This is a genomic window from Alphaproteobacteria bacterium (assembly GCA_018662925.1).
In the GTDB taxonomy this organism is placed as follows: Bacteria; Pseudomonadota; Alphaproteobacteria; order 16-39-46; family JABJFC01; genus JABJFC01.
Window position 1 is genome coordinate 1 of record JABJFC010000043.1, and the last position, 18,066, is coordinate 18,066.

Below are 18,066 nucleotides of genomic sequence, written 5' to 3' on the forward strand. Positions count from 1 at the left end.
GAAAATGATGCTAGCTTCATAATAATATTTCTTAAGAAGGGGTTACGTTTTCACCTAAAGAGTGTAACCCTTTTTCTCTCCTTTTCCAGCTATTTCCTCGTACTCAGAGCTTTTTTGTTTCTCTATCTCGGATCTAGGGTCCTAGTATGCCATTCGAGGAAACCATATGACTGAAAAACCTCTTCCTAAGTGGAACGATCCCCTGGATTTTGAAGGTGAACTCTCTTCAGAAGAACGCCTTATACGGGATTCAGCCCGCGATTTCGCCCAAAACGAGCTATTACCTGGCGTCACACAAGCCTTTCGAACCGAGACATTTGATCAGAAAATTATGACGGAAATGGGCCGATTAGGATATTTCAGTGCCTCTCTTAAAACCAAGGAGAATCCGGATGCTTCCTATGTAGGATATGGACTTATTGCCCGAGAGTTAGAACGAGTTGATAGTGGCTATCGCTCAGCCCTTAGCGTCCAATCAAGCTTGGTCATATTTCCTATCAATACCTTTGGATCAGAGGCCCAAAAGAAAAAATATCTCCCAAAATTACTATCCGGTGAATGGATTGGATGTTTTGGCCTTACAGAACCTGACCATGGTTCAGATCCTAGCGGCATGCAAACTCGGGCACGCCGAGACGGCAATAATTGGATACTTAATGGCTCAAAAATGTGGATTACCAATTCCCCCATCGCCCACGTCTTTATGGTCTGGGCCAGAGATGAAGATGAAATCATAAGAGGATTCATCTTGGAGGAAGGAATGAAAGGGCTCTCCACTCCTCGTATTGAGGGAAAAATTGGTCTTAAAACATCCCCAACGGGGGAAATCCACATGGAAGATGTCGTTGTATCCGAAGACAATCTCCTACCAAAAGCCAAAGGCTTTAAGGCTGTATTTCAATGCCTCAATCGAGCCCGTCACAGCATTGCATGGGGCGCTTTAGGCGCTGGCGAAGCTTGCTGGCATATTGCAAGAGAGTATGCCCTTGATCGCCTTCAGTTCGGCAATCCCATTGCAAGCAAGCAGTTGATTCAGAAAAAGCTGGCTGATATACAGACGGAACTCACGACGGGCCTTCATGCTTCTTTGCGATTGGGACGTCTTATGGATCAAGGAACGATTACACCGGAAGGGATCTCTATGCTAAAACGGAACTCCTGCTTAAAGGCATTGGAAAGCGCCAGACTCGCAAGGGACATCTTAGGCGCAAATGGCATTGTGGATGAGTACCATGTCATGCGTCATATGGTGAACTTGGAAGCCGTAAACACTTACGAAGGCACCCAGGATATCCACGCACTCATCCTGGGACGAGCCCAAACAGACATTTCTGCTTTTTAGGAACCCCTATGATTATGAAGACAAATGAACAGCTTATATTGGTTGATGAGCAAGATTCTCCCACAGGAGAAATGGAAAAAATTGAGGCCCACGAAAAGGGGCTTCAACATCGTGCCTTTTCTATTCTCATTTATAACAAACATGGAGAAGTCCTTCTGCAAAAGCGTAATCCAAACAAATATCACTCTGGTGGCCTCTGGACCAACACATGCTGTGGACATCCCCGTCCCCATGAACGTACAGAACAAGCGGCTCATCGGCGCCTCCAGGAAGAAATGGGATTTCAATGCCCTCTCAAACACGAATTTGTCACATACTACAAAGTCGATCTGGACAATGGTCTGACAGAAAATGAAATCGTTCATTTTTACGCGGGCACCTTTGAGGGAGATTTTACAATCAATCCAGATGAAGTTGAGGAGTGGACATGGCTCCGGCTCTCTGATTTCAAAAACAACATATTGCAATCAAAAGATTATAGCTATTGGTTCAGCTTTTATCTCCAAAAGCATTGGGACCACTTATGTAGACTTGAGCAATCTTATAAGTGTTCTCCATTAGAAAAAGCGTAAGTTAGCCCTTTCATTCCCCTTGCGAATATGTTTGAGTTCAGTTGATAAATGATTTGTGAAAATTTGATTTGCAGGAGGAAATTAGGACCCATATGTATTCTGAAACAAGCAACTCAATCCGCGTTTCAGTAAAGCCCGTATTTTTAGATACGGAGTCGGTCCCTATCCACAATCATTTTTTGTGGGCTTACCATATCCGAATTGAAAACCTCAGTGAGGATACGATCAAATTATGCACCCGCCAATGGCGCATCACAGATGCTCATGGGGCTGACCAACACATCCAGGGAGATGGTGTTATAGGTCAACATCCAACCCTCAAACCAGGTGAGACATTTGAGTATGCCAGCAGTGCTCCTCTAAATACTCCCTCTGGAATCATGGGGGGAGAATATGGGATGGTCAATCAAAATGGTGAAATGTTTAATGTCAAAATCCCATCCTTTTCACTAGATAGTCCGTATCAAATGGTTTCCATACAATAGGAAAGTAATGCTTGCCTTCAGGCCAATTTTCTACCTCATTGGAATTCTACTCATCATACTATCTGGGGCAATGTTAGCCCCAACCCTAGTCGATCTTTTGTTGGTGGATTCCGACTGGGAAGTATTTGCGCTCTCTTCCGTTATTACAGGAACGATGGGCATCTTGATGTATTTAAGTAATCGCCCTTCTGGCCCGATTTCTTTAACCATAAGAGAGATCTTTTTCCTTACTACAGCAAGTTGGGTTTCATTGTGTGTGTTTGCCTCTCTTCCCTTTTTATTTTCTTCCCTTGATTTAAGCTTCACGGATGCCTTTTTCGAGGGAACATCAGCCCTTACCACCACCGGTGCCACCATCATCAAGGGGCTAGACGTAGCGCCCCGAGGCATCCTTCTCTGGCGAGCTCTTTTGCAATGGCTCGGAGGAATTGGTATTATCGTCATGGCATTAACTATTCTTCCCATCCTGAGAATCGGAGGCATGCAGCTCTTTCACAGTGAATTTTCCGATCGCTCTGAAAAGATTTTGCCTCGAGCTTCTCAAATATCTATTGCCATTTTCTCCACATATTTCTTGTTAACCCTCTTATGTGCCTCAGCTCTATGGCTTGCCGGCATGTTGCCATTTGAATCCATTTGTAATGGGATGACCACCATTGCTACAGGGGGATTTTCCACTTCTGATGCCTCTATTGGCCACTACTCAGATCCTGCCATAAAACTTGTGACCATCTTCTTCATGCTATTAGGGGGCAGCACGCTTATCCTCTTCGTTCGCTTTGGACGTGGAGATAGCAAAGCTTTTTTGGGAGACTCTCAGCTTCGAGGATACATATTCTTTCTCTTATCAGCACTCGCCATTATTGTAACCTATCACGTATTTCAGAATCCCTTAGATCCCTTTACCACCATTTTAAATACATCATTCAATGTCGTCTCAGTTCTGACCACCACTGGATTTTCTGTCAGCGACTACAGTGTCGGGACTAGCTTTGTGACCCTTGCTTTTTTCTTTCTCATGTTCATCGGAGGTTGTACCGGATCTACATCAGGTGGCATTAAAATATTTCGATTCCAAGTCCTGTTTGCCATTGCCCGGATGCATCTCAAACAGCTTAGGCGTCCCCATGGCGTATTCGTCGCGACATATAATGGAAAGCAAATTACCGAAAGTGTCTTTTCATCTGTTCTCACATTTTTCGCCCTTTATGGCTTAAGTTATGCTTTTTTGGGTGTCGCATTCTCCCTTACAGGTATGGATTTTCTAACAAGCCTCTCAGCTGCAGTTTCTGCCGTCAGCAACATTGGACCCGGGCTCGGTAAAGTTATTGGCCCAGGCGAGACCTACGCCCCCTTAAGTGATGCTGCAAAGTGGATCATGATGGGAGGGATGTTTTTGGGACGATTGGAACTTCTAACCATTATCGTGCTCTTCACACCTTCTTTTTGGAAAGAATAATGGCACACAAGAACGGTAAATATATACGACGCACTCTGCTAGGTTACGCTTGTATCTTATTGGGTATAATTGGAGGATTTATCCCGATTTTTCAAGGTTGGTTCTTCATAGCCCTAGGCCTAATCCTTCTCAAAGACCATCCCTGGGCCCAAAAGGTCCTGCTGTGGCTCGAGAAAAAGTCTCCCAGATTTAAGAAAGCCTATCTAGGAGCCGACACTGAAATAAACAAGTGGCTGATTAAATTTAAGTTAATGGAGAAGTAGGATAGGCTGAACGACAGAGATCTTCTTTGGAAAATATGATAGTGAAAAAAAGTCTCCTTACTCTTCTATTCTTAAATCTCTTTGCTTCTAGTTTCTCAAATGCAGAGGAAATAGGTATTTTCCTTTTGCCAAGTAAAGCCTCAGAAATGAAAATCCTCAAAAAAAGAGGGGATCTTTGGCAAAATTTAATAAAGGCTGGGGTTCAATGGAATAGAAAAGAAAACATTCTTCATTCTTCTATTTTTCAAGGCATTTTCAACAAAAAAGGCCTCCACAAATTGAAGAAAAAAATCCAAATTTTAGCAGAATCCTCCCAACCTATTTACATTCAATCCATTCCAAATTTGGAGGACACTCAAGAAAATATTTTTATGAACTTGGAATTAAATGAAGCGCTTAAAAAAATTTGTGATCTCTTTTATCAAGATAAACTATTCGAAATCAGAACTTCTGATAGAATATTGATGCAATTGACTAGAGATGTAGAGCAAGGCATTTCAGATACAAAACAAAAATTGCTCAAAAAATACGGCCTTCATTGGAACGTTCCTGAAACAGGATACAACCCCCATTTTACCCTGGCTTATGGAACCAAAAAAAATGCCTCTATTAAATCCACACTGAAAAAAGTTAAGTACAAACCACTTGATATCACTTTTGACCGTATTGGAATCGGGAAACTGGGGTATCATGGGAACTTACTCAAAGTATTGTATAGTTTCCCATTGGGAAAGTAGCTGGACTCTAAGCTTTTTTGCTCATGGAGAGTGCATTGCCACAGGCAACACAACCACAAACTTGTGGATGACCACAAATGTCACACCCACTAGTCTTTCTTTTAGCTTCTTCCATATTTCCTTCATGACAAACAGGATCTACTAACACTTCCAAATCTACACAATCCAAGCTTTTGGCCATTCCATTCCCAGAGTTGCCTGTCACACAAGCAGCACCTAAAGCAGATAGAGCAATTACCTTTTTTGACATGATTTTAATTCCTTGTTTTTATTATTAAACAGCTCACCTGTAATGGATTTTATCACGGTAGCTCTATTTTTACAATCTAGCCTCTTTTAAAGATGGCCGCGCCCCCTGCTTGGGGTTCAATGGTCCGCTGTTGCTTTTTATGAATTCTAAAACCTTCTTCAATGAGGGCCGATAGGAGATCAGTAAAGATGATCGGCTCTTCTCGTGCTTCCCACAAATAATAGGCCAAAGAACCCGGATAGGTGTTGACTTCATTGATCCAAATTTCACCGGATTTTTCGTCACATAGAAAATCCATACGTACAGCACCACAGCCTCCAAACCCGATAAAGGCCTTTTCTGCCCATTCCCGAATAGATTTTTCCTGGGCCTTTTTAAGTTCTGGAGGGTGAAAGACACGACTCTTCGACATAACTGAATTATCAACTGGACCCGACAATTTTGTCTCTAATCCTCCTGCCGCCAGATACTTATCCGTAAAACTCAGCAGCCCTTTTTCTCGGATAGGACGCTCGATGGCGGAGGTCAAAACTTTGCCAAAGGCCTGCGTCACAGCCACATTATATTCAACTAAATTGGGAATAAATTTTTCCACCACGGCACTATCGTCCAGTTTAAAAACGGACGCCAATGACGACTGAAGATCTTCTAGAGTCTCTGCCTTATAGACCCCCACGCTACTCCCCAAATTACAAGGCTTAACACACCATGGCCCCTCAACAGCTTTCATAAGCCGTGCAAGTTCTTTGGTATCTGAAAAAACACCCGTCTCGGGACGACTGATTTCAACACCTGGAACCGTCGGAATCCCCAATGCCGCAAACACACGCTTTGAAAAGTCTTTATCCATGCACACAGAAGAGCCCAAAACACGACACCCTGTGTAAGGAACATTGGCTACTTCGAGCAACCCCTGAATGGATCCATTTTCTCCCGTTCCTCCGTGGAGTGCAGGAATGACCATATCCACTTCAAAAATTGCTTTCTTCTTTCCCAAAAAAGATCCCTTTTGGGTTCCTTCTAAAACCAATTTATTTGTGTCTTCTTTTTTGTTCCAAGCAATTAAAGAGGTAACTGGATTCACTTGATATAGTTTAGATTTAGTCTCCGAAGACAAGAGATAATTTCTACGATCGAGGAGAGCCGACCCCGTATACCACACTCCTTCTGGTGAAATATAAACGGGCAAAGTGTCGAACTTGTTGCTATCGATGGACTCCAACGTTTGTAGGCCCGTCAACACACTCACATCATGTTCAAAAGATGTTCCACCAAAGAAAACTGCAACTGTTTTGCGATCTGATGTCATGGCGAGTCTCCTCAATACGAAAAAATCATTAGCCAACTGGCCTGTGCTAAGGTATTTTACCCTTCAGAAGTCATATACGTCCCACGGAGAAAAAACAATAGGGTCATGGGAAACACAAATGTAAAGACCTGCCAGGAAAATGGGGGAACGTTCTATGTCGAAACCCTCTCTGGCATAAAATCACCTTCCCTTCGCCTCGTTTGGCTCCCTGGATGGGCACAAAATCGCAATGCTTTCACAGCCTTTCAGCCTTTCTTTGAGAAAAGGGCCCTGAATCATTTTGTAGATTGCCCCGGATTCGGGGAAGCACCTGTTCCACCCAGTGACTGGGGAACAGAGGACTATGCTCAAGGACTTTCCCAATGGCTTTCCAAGGAACCTTCCATGCCAACCATTATCATTGGCCATTCATTTGGGGGAAGAGTTGCCCTCCAATTGGCCAATCTGTATCCAGAGTTGGTCCAAGGACTCGTTCTTATTGCCGGCGCAGGCTTAAAAAGACCGAAACCCCTGCGGATTAAATTAAAAATTTTCCGCTATAAGATCTTGGCAAAGGCTGTATCCGTCTTTGATCGTCTTTTTGGAACGCACCTTTTGCAAAAACTCAGGACTTCCTTCGGAAGCACCGACTACAAAAGATCGGGCCCTCTCCGCAATATCCTCGTCAAAACGGTAAATGAGGACTTGTCTACCGTCGCTGCCTCTATCACCCAGCCCACGTTACTTATATATGGGGAAAAGGATACGGAAACGCCACCTGAATATGGTGAAAGATTCCAAAAGCTCATTGCGAACGCTCAATTGCATCGCTTGCCCTTATTCGATCACTATTCCATTCTTGCTGGAGGCCGCTCACAAGTAACTTCTCTGATCGCGGCCTTTCTTGAAGGCTTTAACAAAAAGGATTCCTAATGGAAAATACGCTCTTTATCTCCCTCCTTATTCCCTTTGCCTTTGGATTTTTCAGCTTTAAGCGACTCCTAACATTCCTTCGCTATTTCCAACAAGAAGAATATGATGGGCAAAGGTTCTTGGCTTGGTGCGCTAGAAACTTCACAGTTGACCGAAAGCTCTCCCTTAGTCTGTTTGCCGCTTTTATCTTATTGCTGATCGTGCCTCCTTTTGATGAAGCCGATATCTATCAATTTACCTTTTCCCTCTTGTTCCTCTTTTTTGGTCTTCTCGAAAACAATCCCAGAAGTAAGGGGAAAAAGCCCCTTGTTCTTACAAAGAGAGCCACACGAATCTTGGTGCTTTCTCTTATTCTATCGGTCTTGTGTGCGTTTTTCGTCAGTTTCTATCTTCCCTTGGAAATAAAACAGACCATTGGCTGGCTTTTGCTTGTACAGCTGATTCCTATGTTCCTGCCCATTGCAAATTTTTTGCTCTGTCCGGTGGAAAAAGGAATTCAATGGAGAATCCGGAAGAAAGCTCTTCGTAAACTAAAAAAGCTAAGCCCAACCGTTATCGGCATTACAGGGTCCTATGGAAAGACCTCCACAAAGCACATATTGGGACATATCCTCTCCACCGTATCTCCAACCCTAATCACGCCAAAGAGCTTTAACACCGTCATGGGAATTTGCCGTAGTATTTTTGATGGACTGACCTCAAAGCATGAATATTTCGTTGTTGAGATGGGTGCGTATGGCCCTGGATCCATCAAGAGGCTTAGTGATTTTGTCTCGCCAACACACGGAATCATTACAGCCATAGGAATCGCCCATTTGGAGCGATTTAAAAGCCCGGAACGCATTCTCAATGCAAAATATGAACTAGCAGACAAAGTCTCTGAAATGGCAGGAATACTAGTCGTTCCTGCTGACTCTACACCAAAAGCCTTTCTAAAAAGTCGTATGAAGACTCATCCTGAGACTTATCCTTTTGGTTCAAAAAAACATGAGTTTCCCCATGAAACCTATTACACAGATGTAAAAGAAACGTCCTCGGGCCTTTCCTTCAAGATCCATTGTGCTGGAAAAGCCTATGCTATCGAAACACCCCTCTACGGTCTGCACCAATGTGCCAATATTACGGCAGCATTCTCTCTCGCCAAACACTTGGAAGTTCCTGAAAAAACCATTGTGGCCTCCCTCAAAACGCTCCCACAAATTGAGCATCGCTTAGAAGTCTCCCGAGGAAATAATGGCTCAATCATCATCGACGATGCCTATAATTCCAATGTGGATGGTTTTCTTTCAGCCCTCTCGTTGCTCAATACTCTCGGGCAAAAGAGGAAGCGGCGTATTCTTGTTACACCCGGAATGATCGAATTGGGAGAGGCCCACGATAGGGAACACAAACGGCTTGGTCAGAAGGCCGCAGAATGTGCTGATATTATGCTCGTTATCGGCTCAGAGCGCATCCCAACTTTGACAGCAGGATTCAACGAGAACTCCAAGAAAGATCAACAGGTCATCCCCTGCAGCTCTTTTGCAGAAGCCAAAAATTGGATTACCCAAAATGGAACCGCTAATGACGTGATTCTCTTTGAAAATGACTTACCCGATTTATTCGAAGAAAAGCTGAAGCTGTAGAGGGAAAGCCCTAGAAATTTTGAAATCCAATTTCCTAAACTTTCTAAGAGTTATTAATCTAACTAAATTTCTTGTGGGATTTAGAAAGCAACCCCGATAAATAATTAGCAAACGGCTTTATATTTTGGTGTACGCTCGCTTTTTCAAGTGCAGTCATATAGGTTTTCCTATCACCTAATGGAATAGTCATCCAAGGATAACGAGCTGCTGCAAGCATCAAATTCATCAAAAAACGACCTATTCTGCCATTTCCATCCATATACGGATGGATATATACAAATATAAAATGGCCAAGAACAATCCGAACTGTTGGCTCTTTCTCTGATGTCAATAAATGAAAAAACTCCCCCATCATTTCAGGTACTGCTTTCGGATTTGGAGGAACATGCATAGACTGTCGAATGAACACCTGCTCATTGCGATATCCTGCAAGATCACTAGGACGTAAAAATCCTGCTAAAATACTTGGTGAAAACATTTCTCGGTACCAAACTTTATGATCTTCCTCTACCACAACTCCTGGATTTTCACCTTCAAGAACTTTTTTTATACTTTGTTCTACAGATTGCCACGCAAGCCAATAACCACGCGCTACAAGAGCGTTCTTATGCTCTTGATCAGTTTCAATGTTTTCAGGGTCCCATTCCCCCGTCCTTACCCTTTCAATCAATTCTGGAGTGATCCTATATCCCTCTATTGATAATGAATTATAGGCATCCTCAACATATTCGTCCTCAATTCGCCCAAGATAATCTTCGGTTGAAACCTTGCCAAACTTCATGGAAGGAAACTCTTCTAAAACTGGCCCTCTCATCTGCTGCCACATAAGTCTAATACGATTAACGTATTTTGACCTATTATCACTGAGAGAAATCGGCATTGAAGGAGAGGCGAAAGGATCATTTTCACGCGTTTCGTATCCAGCACTATGCATTGTTTCCAAAATTTCATCCGCAATCCTATCTTGTTGATTATTTCGAAATGCTCCTACGAGTCTTCCTGCAACAAAATTATGCCCCCCTTCAAGAAGCAGACGTAAAATTTCAGAAGCATCCTTTATCATTGCTAAAGCGGAGCGTACATCAATCGGATTTTGGCGAAAAAAGCCTGGAGAACAAAAAACCAATGCTGCTGGAAGAGAAAAAAGACGCATCCCTTCTTTATTTCTTATTTCTTTTGGGTCTGGCAATTTCGCCCGAACCTCAAGAATAGAAACGCCATAAATTAATGAAGTCATATTATTTTGCGCTTTAGGGGCTCGAACAAGCAGTTGTTGAGGTACTGTTTTGTTTCCAACGAAAAGTTGTATCGATTGTTCAGGAGATAGACTCCACTCCTCGCCAAATCGTGTTTGAAAATATCGCGGAAAAAATCCCCAAAAAGATGAGTACCAATCCGTACTTTCACCAACTATTCCCTCTGGGCGTATTCCTATAAACCATCCTTTTACCACCTCTTTCAGAAAGGAATTTTTTATAAGTCGCTCGCGATGCACACGAGAAATATCTCTTGATCGGATAGCAACAATACCTTCGCTTTGAAGTTTTTTTAGTATCTGAAGAGATTGTGCGAGTTTTTCCGAAGGCTTCGCCATAATATCTGAACTTTTAGTTTTTTGCACCGTTGAATATTTAGTTTTAACTGCCGTGGAATTATTAGTTTATTATGTTGTAGCATAATTAGTTTATTATGTCACAAAAAAACCACCTTGCGCTATCATTTCAGACATAGATAAAAGTTGAATGCAAATAATCCATTGAAAAACAAGAAATTCTAGTTTTTTCACTGTTGAATAATTAGTTTTAACTGCCGTGGAATTATTAGCTTATTGTGTATTATCGCACCGGAAAATCAAAATAAGTTTCTGGAAAAGGCTCGTCTTTTAACGAAAAATGCCACCATTCTTTTTCATAGTTTTCAAAACCATGCGTCTCCATGACCTTGGTCAGATATGCTCGATTCTTTTTGGCTTCCTCTGAAATCCGTGGACAGGCCGTGTGGGACATTTCGTCAAAGCAATCAAAGCCGGTACCCATTTCAATGCTGTTATCATTAAAACGCTGGCCTTTAGGTAAACGAGCATCCACCAGCTGATCACCGCTTCGGTACGTATCTTGATCCGGTATTGTCAGTGGCACCAAGGTCAAATCGACAGCACACCCTCGGCTGTGTTGAGAGCGAAATCCTATGTAACCTAAATCAAACAAGTGCGCTTTATTTATCTCTGGATAAAACTCCTCCTTCATAAGAAGATCCTCTAAATCCATGGCCCACTTGGCAAAATTCACGACGGATCTTAGGGGGCGATAAGCATCGTACACCTTGAGCGTGTAATTATCCTTGCGTACTTCCTCTTGAACTGCCGCTATCCCTTGCCCCAGTTTGTCCGACACGACACATCGAGCCGCTTCATATCCATCGATGGGTCTTCCGATAAAATTATGAGGGCCGGCATAACGAACTTCCTGAAGAATCGTAGAGTCAATATCTTCAAGATAGGAAAATCCTGGGAAGAGTGGTGAAGAAACTGTCTTAGGAACTGTCATGGGCTGCTTTTTGCTTTATGGACACATGTAACTTACTATTTATGAAAGTGCGTTATTTCCCTTTCAAAAGCAAGTGGCTCCCCCTCACCCCCGTGGGTGAGCTTTTTTGTGCACAGCCAAAAGCCGCTTGGTGTCCGCATGGGCATAGCGCTGAGTGGAGCTCAATGAGGCATGCCCCAGAAGCTCTTGGATGGTCCGAAGATCCCCATCAGCTGAAAGAAGGTGAGTCGCAAAAGTATGGCGCAATACGTGGGGGGTTGTTGACTCGGGCAAATTAAGAAGCACCCGTAATTTTTGGAGTTGTCCCTGAGCCATTCTTGGATGAAATCGCTTGCCTCTCGCCCCAAGAAATAAGGGTGTATCATCCGATTGGGGAAAAGGACTGTTGTCCAAATAAGACTGAATTCGCTCTTTAATAACAGGCAACATAGGAACCAGGCGCTCTTTATTTCCCTTTCCAAGAACTTTTAAGGTCTCCCCAGTTGTTATGTCCTTGCAGTTTAGGTTCAGAGCCTCGCTGAGCCTGAGGCCTGCTCCGTACAATAATGTTAAAAGAGCAAGATCTCGTTTTGTAATCCAAGCATCATCACTTATATCTCCGGTCGTGTCCAAAAGATCCTGAACATCCTCGGGTGACAAAAATCTCGGCAGATTTTTTGGCATTTTGGGTGTTCTGATAGTGAAAATTACTGGGTTTTTGGCCAACTCAAACCGCTCTAGAAAACGAAAAAGCGATCTCAAGACCGACAAGGCTCGAGCAGTAGAGGCACGGGCCCGCTCTTCTTGGGCCCGATGGGCCAGCCAAGCGCGAAAATCCTGTGCTGTCAGAGATTCGAGAGCTTTAAGGGAGATGATTTCGTCATCTAAATGGGAGGTAAGAAACTGGAAAAATGCCTTCAAGTCATAAAAATAGGTTCCCAGTGTCGCTGGTGACGAACGTCGCTCGTCTCGGAGCCACCGCTGCCACTGATCAAGAGCGGAAAGGAGAGAGGGCGAGAGAAACGTAAAAAACTGAGTTTCAGATATTAAGTCGCTGGCATCCCATCGCTTCTCGTTGGTCCTCGAAGGTTCCTCTTGCGAATTACTATCCTGTTTGGAAGCCATCCATTACAACTCACGCGCTTCATCAGGCAGCATGATAGGAATACCGTTTCGGATGGGATATGCAAGTCCGGCCGATTTGCTAATCAGCTCATTGGCCACACGATCATAGACGAGTGTTTGCTTGGTCACGGGACAAACCAAAATTTCTAGCAACTTTGGATCCACTTGAGGACCAGATTCCGTAGAATTTTTAGAAACTGTCTTCTTTACAGACTTTTTTTCTGGCTTTGAAGTTGGTTTCTTTGGAGGGACCATTTTACTTTGACTCCTATGCAACGATACTTTGATTTGTTTTCTTCCAATCCTTCAAGAAGGCATCCAGTCCCTTGTCAGTTAAAGGATGCTCAACCAACTTTTTCAAGATTGACGGTGGGATGGTGGCAATATCAATACCCAGCTCAGCTGATTCTACAACATGGCGCGTATGACGAATAGAGGCAGCGAGAATCTCGGTTTCAATCTCAGGGTAGTTGTCATAGATTTCTCGAATACTAGCCAACAGTTCCATCCCATCTTGGCCAATATCATCCAACCGGCCTATGAATGGCGAAATAAAGCTGGCCCCGGCCTTTGCAGCCAAAAGAGCCTGAGAAGGGGAAAAACAGAGAGTCACATTGACAAGAATACCTTTTTCCCTGAAAGAGCGACAAGCCCTTAGGCCCTCCATCGTCAGTGGCACCTTGATAGCAATATTAGGCGCTATTTTTGCCAAGTGAAGTCCTTCCTTCATCATAGAATCATAATCGGTCGCCGTCACCTCTGCACTCACGGGCCCAGAAATAATGGCACATATTTCCTTGAGAATTTCTTTGAAATCACGCCCAGTTTTTGCCACCAAGGAAGGGTTTGTGGTGACACCATCTACGAGGCCTGTCTGTGCTAAATCTTTAATTTCTTCAACATCCGCCGTATCTAAGAAAAATTTCATCGATTAAATCCTATTGTTCATTGGCAAACTTATTGGCAAATGAGGTAAACCTTGATAAACCTCAAACTAGACCCCTTACTTTTAAACTGAAATACTGCCGTGAAACAAGCCCTTCTTCCCTTAGACTTTATCGCAAAGGATAAAAGCAGAAAAGAACCTGCTAAAAGAGCCCGTGTTTTACTACCTCTCCCGTTTGAAAAGGCCTTTGATTACGCCATCCCAAATGGCATGCTTCTAGAAATCGGAGATTTTGTAGAAGTCCCCTTTCGAAATCGAAAAATTATCGGCGTTGTATGGGAGCTCCCCCAAAATAAAGAAACAGCTGGCTTTGACTTGGCTAAAATTAAGAACATCTCTTGCCGATATGATATTCCTTCACTGCCAAGTGAATCCAAAAAATTTGTCCAATGGGTGGCAAAATATACCTTGGCACCGCTTGGGGCCGTTCTAAAACTCATTCTCAGTGCTCCCGATGCTTTTACGCCTCCCAAGGCTCGTTCCTATAAATATCTCAGAAACAACCCTGTTTCCCTGGATCGCACGACGCCCCAGCGACAACGAGTACTCGACCTATGGAAAAAAGATCCCAACAAACCATTTACCCTTAAGGAGATTCAGGAACTGGCACAGGTGGGATCAGGAGTCGTTCGGAACCTGGTGGGGAAAGACCTACTAACCATGCTACCTTGTGATGGCTCCGAATCTTTTTCCAAACCCAAATGGCACCTAAAGGGTCCTAAGCTTTCCAAGTCACAAAAAGAAGCAGCTCAGTTTTTACACCAACGACTCGAAGACAAAAAATTTTCCGTCACCCTTATAGATGGCGTGACGGGCTCAGGCAAAACAGAAGTCTACTTTGAGGCCATAGGAAAAGCCCTTCAATCGGGAAAACAGTGTCTTGTTTTGCTTCCGGAGATTGCGCTCAGTGCCCAGTGGTTGAAGCGATTTGAGAAACGCTTTGGGGCAAAGCCCCTGGTCTGGCATTCGGATTTGACGCCCAAACAACGACGAGATAACTGGCGTCTCATCCTTCAAGGGAAGGCTCAAGTTGCTGTCGGCGCTCGATCTGCCCTCTTTTTGCCATTTCCCAACTTAGGCCTCATCATAATTGATGAAGAACACGAGTCGTCTTACAAACAAGAAGAAGGCGTCATTTATCATGGCCGCGATATGGCCATCGTACGTGCTCAAATGGGTAAGTTTCCCATTATTTTGGCTTCCGCAACTCCTTCTCTGGAATCAATCGTAAATGTACAGCAAGAAAAATATCAGATGGTCACCCTACCAGGACGCCACGGGTCAGCCCAGCTGCCCACAGTCTATCCCATCGATATGCGCGAGCATTCTAAGGGTATGTTTCAACTTGCAAAGGAAGAGAAGACACAAGCCTTTATCTCTCCTCCCTTGCGGGAAAAAATCTCCGAAACGCTCGATGATCATCAACAAGTCCTTTTGTTCCTCAACCGTCGAGGATACGCTCCCCTAACCCTTTGCCGCGCCTGTGGCTACCGATTTACGTGCCCCAATTGCAGCGCCTGGCTTATTGACCACAAACGTCTTCAAAATCTCCAGTGTCATCATTGTGGACACCACACTTCGCCACCATCCCATTGCCCCGAATGTACCGAAGAAAATTCTTTTGTGGCCTGTGGACCAGGCGTTGAACGAATCGCTGAAGAAATTTCAAGGCTCTATCCAGAAAAGCGCACAGAGATCTTAACAAGCGATACTCTTTCTAGTCCGAAAAAAAACCAAGAACTCATTCAAAAAATTCAGAACCATGAAATTGATATAATCATTGGAACACAAGTCATTGCTAAGGGGCATCATTTCCCCCAACTCACTCTTGTTGGCGTAATAGACTCGGATCTGGGCCTTTCTGGGGGGGACCCACGTGCTTCAGAAAAAACCTATCAAGTCCTCCATCAAGTATCGGGGCGATGTGGCCGCGAAGAAAAGCCAGGACGCGTTTACCTTCAAACATACTTTCCTGAAAATTCAGTCATATCGGCCCTGGCGAGTCACGATCGAGATGGATTTATCGAACACGAGATTCTCCAGCGACAATGGTCGCATATGCCTCCGTTTGGAAAACTGGTCGCCTTTATCCTCACAGGCCCCTTTCCGCAAGAAGTGGAAGCCTGTGCAAGAGCCCTCGCACGACATGCTCCATCCAACAACCCTGACATCCAGATCATGGGCCCCGCGCCGGCTCCTCTTTCCCTAATTGGGAAACGATATCGATGGAGATTATTGATGAAAGCTAAAAAAGAGATTTCTGTCCAAGGCATTGTTCAACAGTGGGTTCACCAAATCAAAATCCCACCCAAAGTACGGCTGCATATTGATATCGATCCCCAGAGCTTTTTGTAAGCGAGCGATCTTGTCCCATGCCAAGGACTATGGTACGAATTAGAGAGTTTAAAAGGCTTTAACAACAATAATTATATCATGTCCGCTGAAAAAGTTATTGAGGTATCCCACTGTTATGCAACTGCCTTACTAAAGGCAGCGGAGGAGGAGAAATCTGTCGATCGGGTCGGAAAAGATCTTTCTAAGCTTTTTAAGGTTATTTCTCGAAAAGAGACGATTCGGTTTTTTCTTAAAAATCCGACACTCAATCGACAGGAACAAGAAGTTCATCTGCAACCGTACTTAAAAGGCTTTTCAAAGCTAACGGCAAATTTTATTGGGCTTGTTATTCATAATCGCCGTTTGGCGTATTTACTGGATATAATTGTCGCATTTTTAAAGGAAGTAGAAATCCATAAGGGTTATTTAAAAGCCCATGTCACATCGACAAAAGAAATGTCCAAAAGCCAGTTGCAAACTCTTACAAAACTTTTGAAAGACGGAACAGGAAAACTCGTCGAAATTGATAACAAGGTAGACCCATCACTTTTGGGTGGTATGGCCATCCGCTTCGGTACATATTTGATTGATAATTCTCTTAAAACCCACCTTCACAACCTTCATTCCACTATGAAAGGACACCCTTGATGACCCTTCGCGCCGCAGAAGTCACTTCAATTCTCAAGGAAGAAATCAAAAATTTCTCCACCAAAACCCAAGTGTCAGAAATTGGGAAAGTCCTTTCAGTCGGAGACGGTATAGCTCGTGTTTACGGTCTGGATAATATTCAGGCTGGTGAGATGGTTACATTTCCAAATGACGTCAAAGGTATGGCCCTTAACCTAGAAACAGATAACGTGGGTATTGTTATCTTTGGAAGTGATCGTGAAATCAAGGAAGGGGATACGGTAAAACGAACCGGTTCTATCGTAGACGTTCCTGTAGGGAAAGGCCTCCTCGGACGTGTTGTTGATGCTTTAGGAAATCCCATCGATGGAAAGGGCCCTCTTGTTGGAACCCAACGAGCCCGTGTTGAAACAAAGGCACCTGGCATTATTCCAAGGCAATCTGTTTGCGAGCCAGTTCAAACAGGAATTAAAGCAATCGATGCACTCGTTCCTATTGGTCGAGGGCAAAGAGAACTCGTCATTGGTGATCGCCAAACAGGAAAGACGGCGATTCTAATTGATACGATTCTTAATCAGAAAAAAGCCAATGAAGGCAAGGACGAATCGGAAAAACTGTATTGTATCTATGTAGCCATTGGACAAAAACGTTCAACCATCGCCCAACTTGTCAAAACCTTAGAGGAATATGGGGCCCTTGAGTACTCGATCATCGTTGCCGCTACAGCTTCTGAGCCCGCACCTCTCTTGTTCTTAGCCCCCTATGCAGGGTGCGCCATGGGGGAGTATTTTCGGGATAATGGCATGCATGCTCTTATCGTTTATGACGATCTTTCCAAGCAAGCCGTTGCCTACCGCCAAATGTCCTTGGTCCTCCGCCGTCCTCCCGGTCGTGAAGCCTATCCAGGAGACGTATTCTATCTCCATTCGCGTCTTTTAGAGCGCGCCGCCAAAATGAACGAAGAAAATGGCGGTGGATCTCTAACCGCCCTACCGGTTATTGAGACCCAGGCAGGGGACGTGTCTGCATACATTCCCACCAACGTCATTTCCATTACCGATGGCCAAATCTTTCTCGAAACAGATCTGTTTTATAAAGGCATTCGCCCCGCTATTAATGTGGGGCTATCCGTCAGCCGGGTAGGATCTGCCGCGCAAATCAAAGCAATGAAACAGGTAGCTGGTAGTATTAAATTGGAATTAGCCCAATATAGAGAAATGGAGGCTTTCGCACAGTTTTCTTCTGACCTAGATGCCTCAACACGCAGGCTTTTAGATCGTGGTAAGCGACTTACCGAGCTTCTCAAGCAACCCCAATACGACCCTCTGCCTGTGGAAGAACAAGTGGTTACCATATTTACGGGCGTAAAGGGTTATCTAGATGGCATTAGAGTAGAAGATGTCACCCGATTCGAAATTGAATTTCTCGGACTACTCAGGGTAGAAAAACCCAGTATTCTGGAAGCGATCCGAAGAGACCACCTCATATCTGAAGAGACTGAAGCGTCCCTCGCTACTTTCTTGGATGAATTTTTATCAACTTTTGCGTAGAGCAT

Annotated in this window: 18 protein-coding genes; 11 read left to right on the forward strand and 7 right to left on the reverse strand. The window is 44.0% G+C overall.

The window, feature by feature from the left end; genetic code table 11:
* Positions 1–166 precede the first annotated feature (166 nt).
* The 6 genes from HOL16_02665 to HOL16_02690 all read left to right on the forward strand — a co-directional run bounded on the left by HOL16_02665 (position 167) and on the right by HOL16_02690 (position 4,858).
* Positions 167–1,342, forward strand: coding sequence for an acyl-CoA dehydrogenase (locus tag HOL16_02665; GenBank protein ID MBT5389597.1), 1,176 nt, complete (start codon positions 167–169; stop codon positions 1,340–1,342).
* Positions 1,343–1,356: 14 nt separating this feature from the next.
* Positions 1,357–1,914, forward strand: a complete 558-nt coding sequence (idi, locus tag HOL16_02670; GenBank protein MBT5389598.1) for an isopentenyl-diphosphate Delta-isomerase — start codon at positions 1,357–1,359, stop codon at positions 1,912–1,914.
* Positions 1,915–2,006: 92 nt separating this feature from the next.
* The gene (gene apaG, locus HOL16_02675; GenBank protein MBT5389599.1) at positions 2,007–2,399 is read left to right on the forward strand and encodes a Co2+/Mg2+ efflux protein ApaG; all 393 of its coding nucleotides are present in this window, start codon (positions 2,007–2,009) and stop codon (positions 2,397–2,399) included.
* 7 nt (positions 2,400–2,406) lie between these two features.
* Positions 2,407–3,858, forward strand: a complete 1,452-nt coding sequence (locus tag HOL16_02680) for a TrkH family potassium uptake protein (GenBank protein MBT5389600.1) — start codon at positions 2,407–2,409, stop codon at positions 3,856–3,858.
* Entirely contained in the window at positions 3,858–4,121 is a 264-nt protein-coding gene (locus HOL16_02685; GenBank protein MBT5389601.1) for a hypothetical protein, read from the forward strand. The genes HOL16_02680 and HOL16_02685 overlap by 1 nt, the downstream gene beginning before the upstream one ends.
* Before the next feature lie 146 nt (positions 4,122–4,267).
* Positions 4,268–4,858, forward strand: a complete 591-nt coding sequence (locus HOL16_02690) for a hypothetical protein (GenBank protein MBT5389602.1) — start codon at positions 4,268–4,270, stop codon at positions 4,856–4,858.
* Positions 4,859–4,865: 7 nt separating this feature from the next.
* On the opposite strand, the gene HOL16_02695 is transcribed toward HOL16_02690, so the two are convergent.
* Both HOL16_02695 and HOL16_02700 read right to left on the reverse strand, forming a co-directional pair.
* On the reverse strand, positions 4,866–5,108 hold the full coding sequence (locus HOL16_02695; GenBank protein ID MBT5389603.1) for a hypothetical protein: 243 nt from the start codon (positions 5,106–5,108) through the stop codon (positions 4,866–4,868).
* Positions 5,109–5,184: 76 nt separating this feature from the next.
* Positions 5,185–6,417, reverse strand: coding sequence for a hypothetical protein (locus HOL16_02700; GenBank protein MBT5389604.1), 1,233 nt, complete (start codon positions 6,415–6,417; stop codon positions 5,185–5,187).
* 105 nt (positions 6,418–6,522) lie between these two features.
* Here HOL16_02700 and HOL16_02705 point away from each other — a divergent pair, with 105 nt between their 5' ends.
* Together HOL16_02705 and HOL16_02710 are read left to right on the forward strand one after the other, a co-directional pair.
* Positions 6,523–7,329, forward strand: coding sequence for an alpha/beta hydrolase (locus HOL16_02705; protein MBT5389605.1), 807 nt, complete (start codon positions 6,523–6,525; stop codon positions 7,327–7,329).
* Positions 7,329–8,954, forward strand: a complete 1,626-nt coding sequence (locus HOL16_02710) for a UDP-N-acetylmuramoyl-tripeptide--D-alanyl-D-alanine ligase (GenBank protein ID MBT5389606.1) — start codon at positions 7,329–7,331, stop codon at positions 8,952–8,954. Before HOL16_02705 ends, HOL16_02710 begins: the two co-directional genes overlap by 1 nt.
* 58 nt (positions 8,955–9,012) lie before the next feature.
* On the opposite strand, the gene HOL16_02715 is transcribed toward HOL16_02710, so the two are convergent.
* From HOL16_02715 to fsa, 5 genes are all read right to left on the reverse strand, one after another.
* Positions 9,013–10,548, reverse strand: a complete 1,536-nt coding sequence (locus tag HOL16_02715; protein ID MBT5389607.1) for a Fic family protein — start codon at positions 10,546–10,548, stop codon at positions 9,013–9,015.
* Positions 10,549–10,789: 241 nt separating this feature from the next.
* Complete coding sequence (locus HOL16_02720; GenBank protein MBT5389608.1) at positions 10,790–11,500, reverse strand: M15 family metallopeptidase; 711 nt, start codon at positions 11,498–11,500, stop codon at positions 10,790–10,792.
* Between the two features lie 84 nt (positions 11,501–11,584).
* A complete protein-coding gene (locus tag HOL16_02725; GenBank protein MBT5389609.1) occupies positions 11,585–12,604 on the reverse strand; it encodes a tyrosine recombinase XerC in 1,020 nt (339 codons plus the stop codon).
* A gap of 3 nt (positions 12,605–12,607) precedes the next feature.
* On the reverse strand, positions 12,608–12,859 hold the full coding sequence (locus tag HOL16_02730; protein ID MBT5389610.1) for a Trm112 family protein: 252 nt from the start codon (positions 12,857–12,859) through the stop codon (positions 12,608–12,610).
* Between the two features lie 13 nt (positions 12,860–12,872).
* Complete coding sequence (gene fsa, locus HOL16_02735) at positions 12,873–13,532, reverse strand: fructose-6-phosphate aldolase (protein MBT5389611.1); 660 nt, start codon at positions 13,530–13,532, stop codon at positions 12,873–12,875.
* A 129-nt stretch (positions 13,533–13,661) separates the two neighbouring features.
* Here fsa and HOL16_02740 point away from each other — a divergent pair, with 129 nt between their 5' ends.
* The 3 genes from HOL16_02740 to HOL16_02750 all read left to right on the forward strand — a co-directional run bounded on the left by HOL16_02740 (position 13,662) and on the right by HOL16_02750 (position 18,061).
* Positions 13,662–15,905, forward strand: a complete 2,244-nt coding sequence (locus HOL16_02740) for a primosomal protein N' (protein MBT5389612.1) — start codon at positions 13,662–13,664, stop codon at positions 15,903–15,905.
* A 78-nt stretch (positions 15,906–15,983) separates the two neighbouring features.
* On the forward strand, positions 15,984–16,532 hold the full coding sequence (atpH, locus tag HOL16_02745; protein MBT5389613.1) for an ATP synthase F1 subunit delta: 549 nt from the start codon (positions 15,984–15,986) through the stop codon (positions 16,530–16,532).
* Entirely contained in the window at positions 16,532–18,061 is a 1,530-nt protein-coding gene (locus HOL16_02750) for a F0F1 ATP synthase subunit alpha (GenBank protein ID MBT5389614.1), read from the forward strand. Before atpH ends, HOL16_02750 begins: the two co-directional genes overlap by 1 nt.
* The last annotated feature ends 5 nt before the right edge of the window (positions 18,062–18,066 follow it).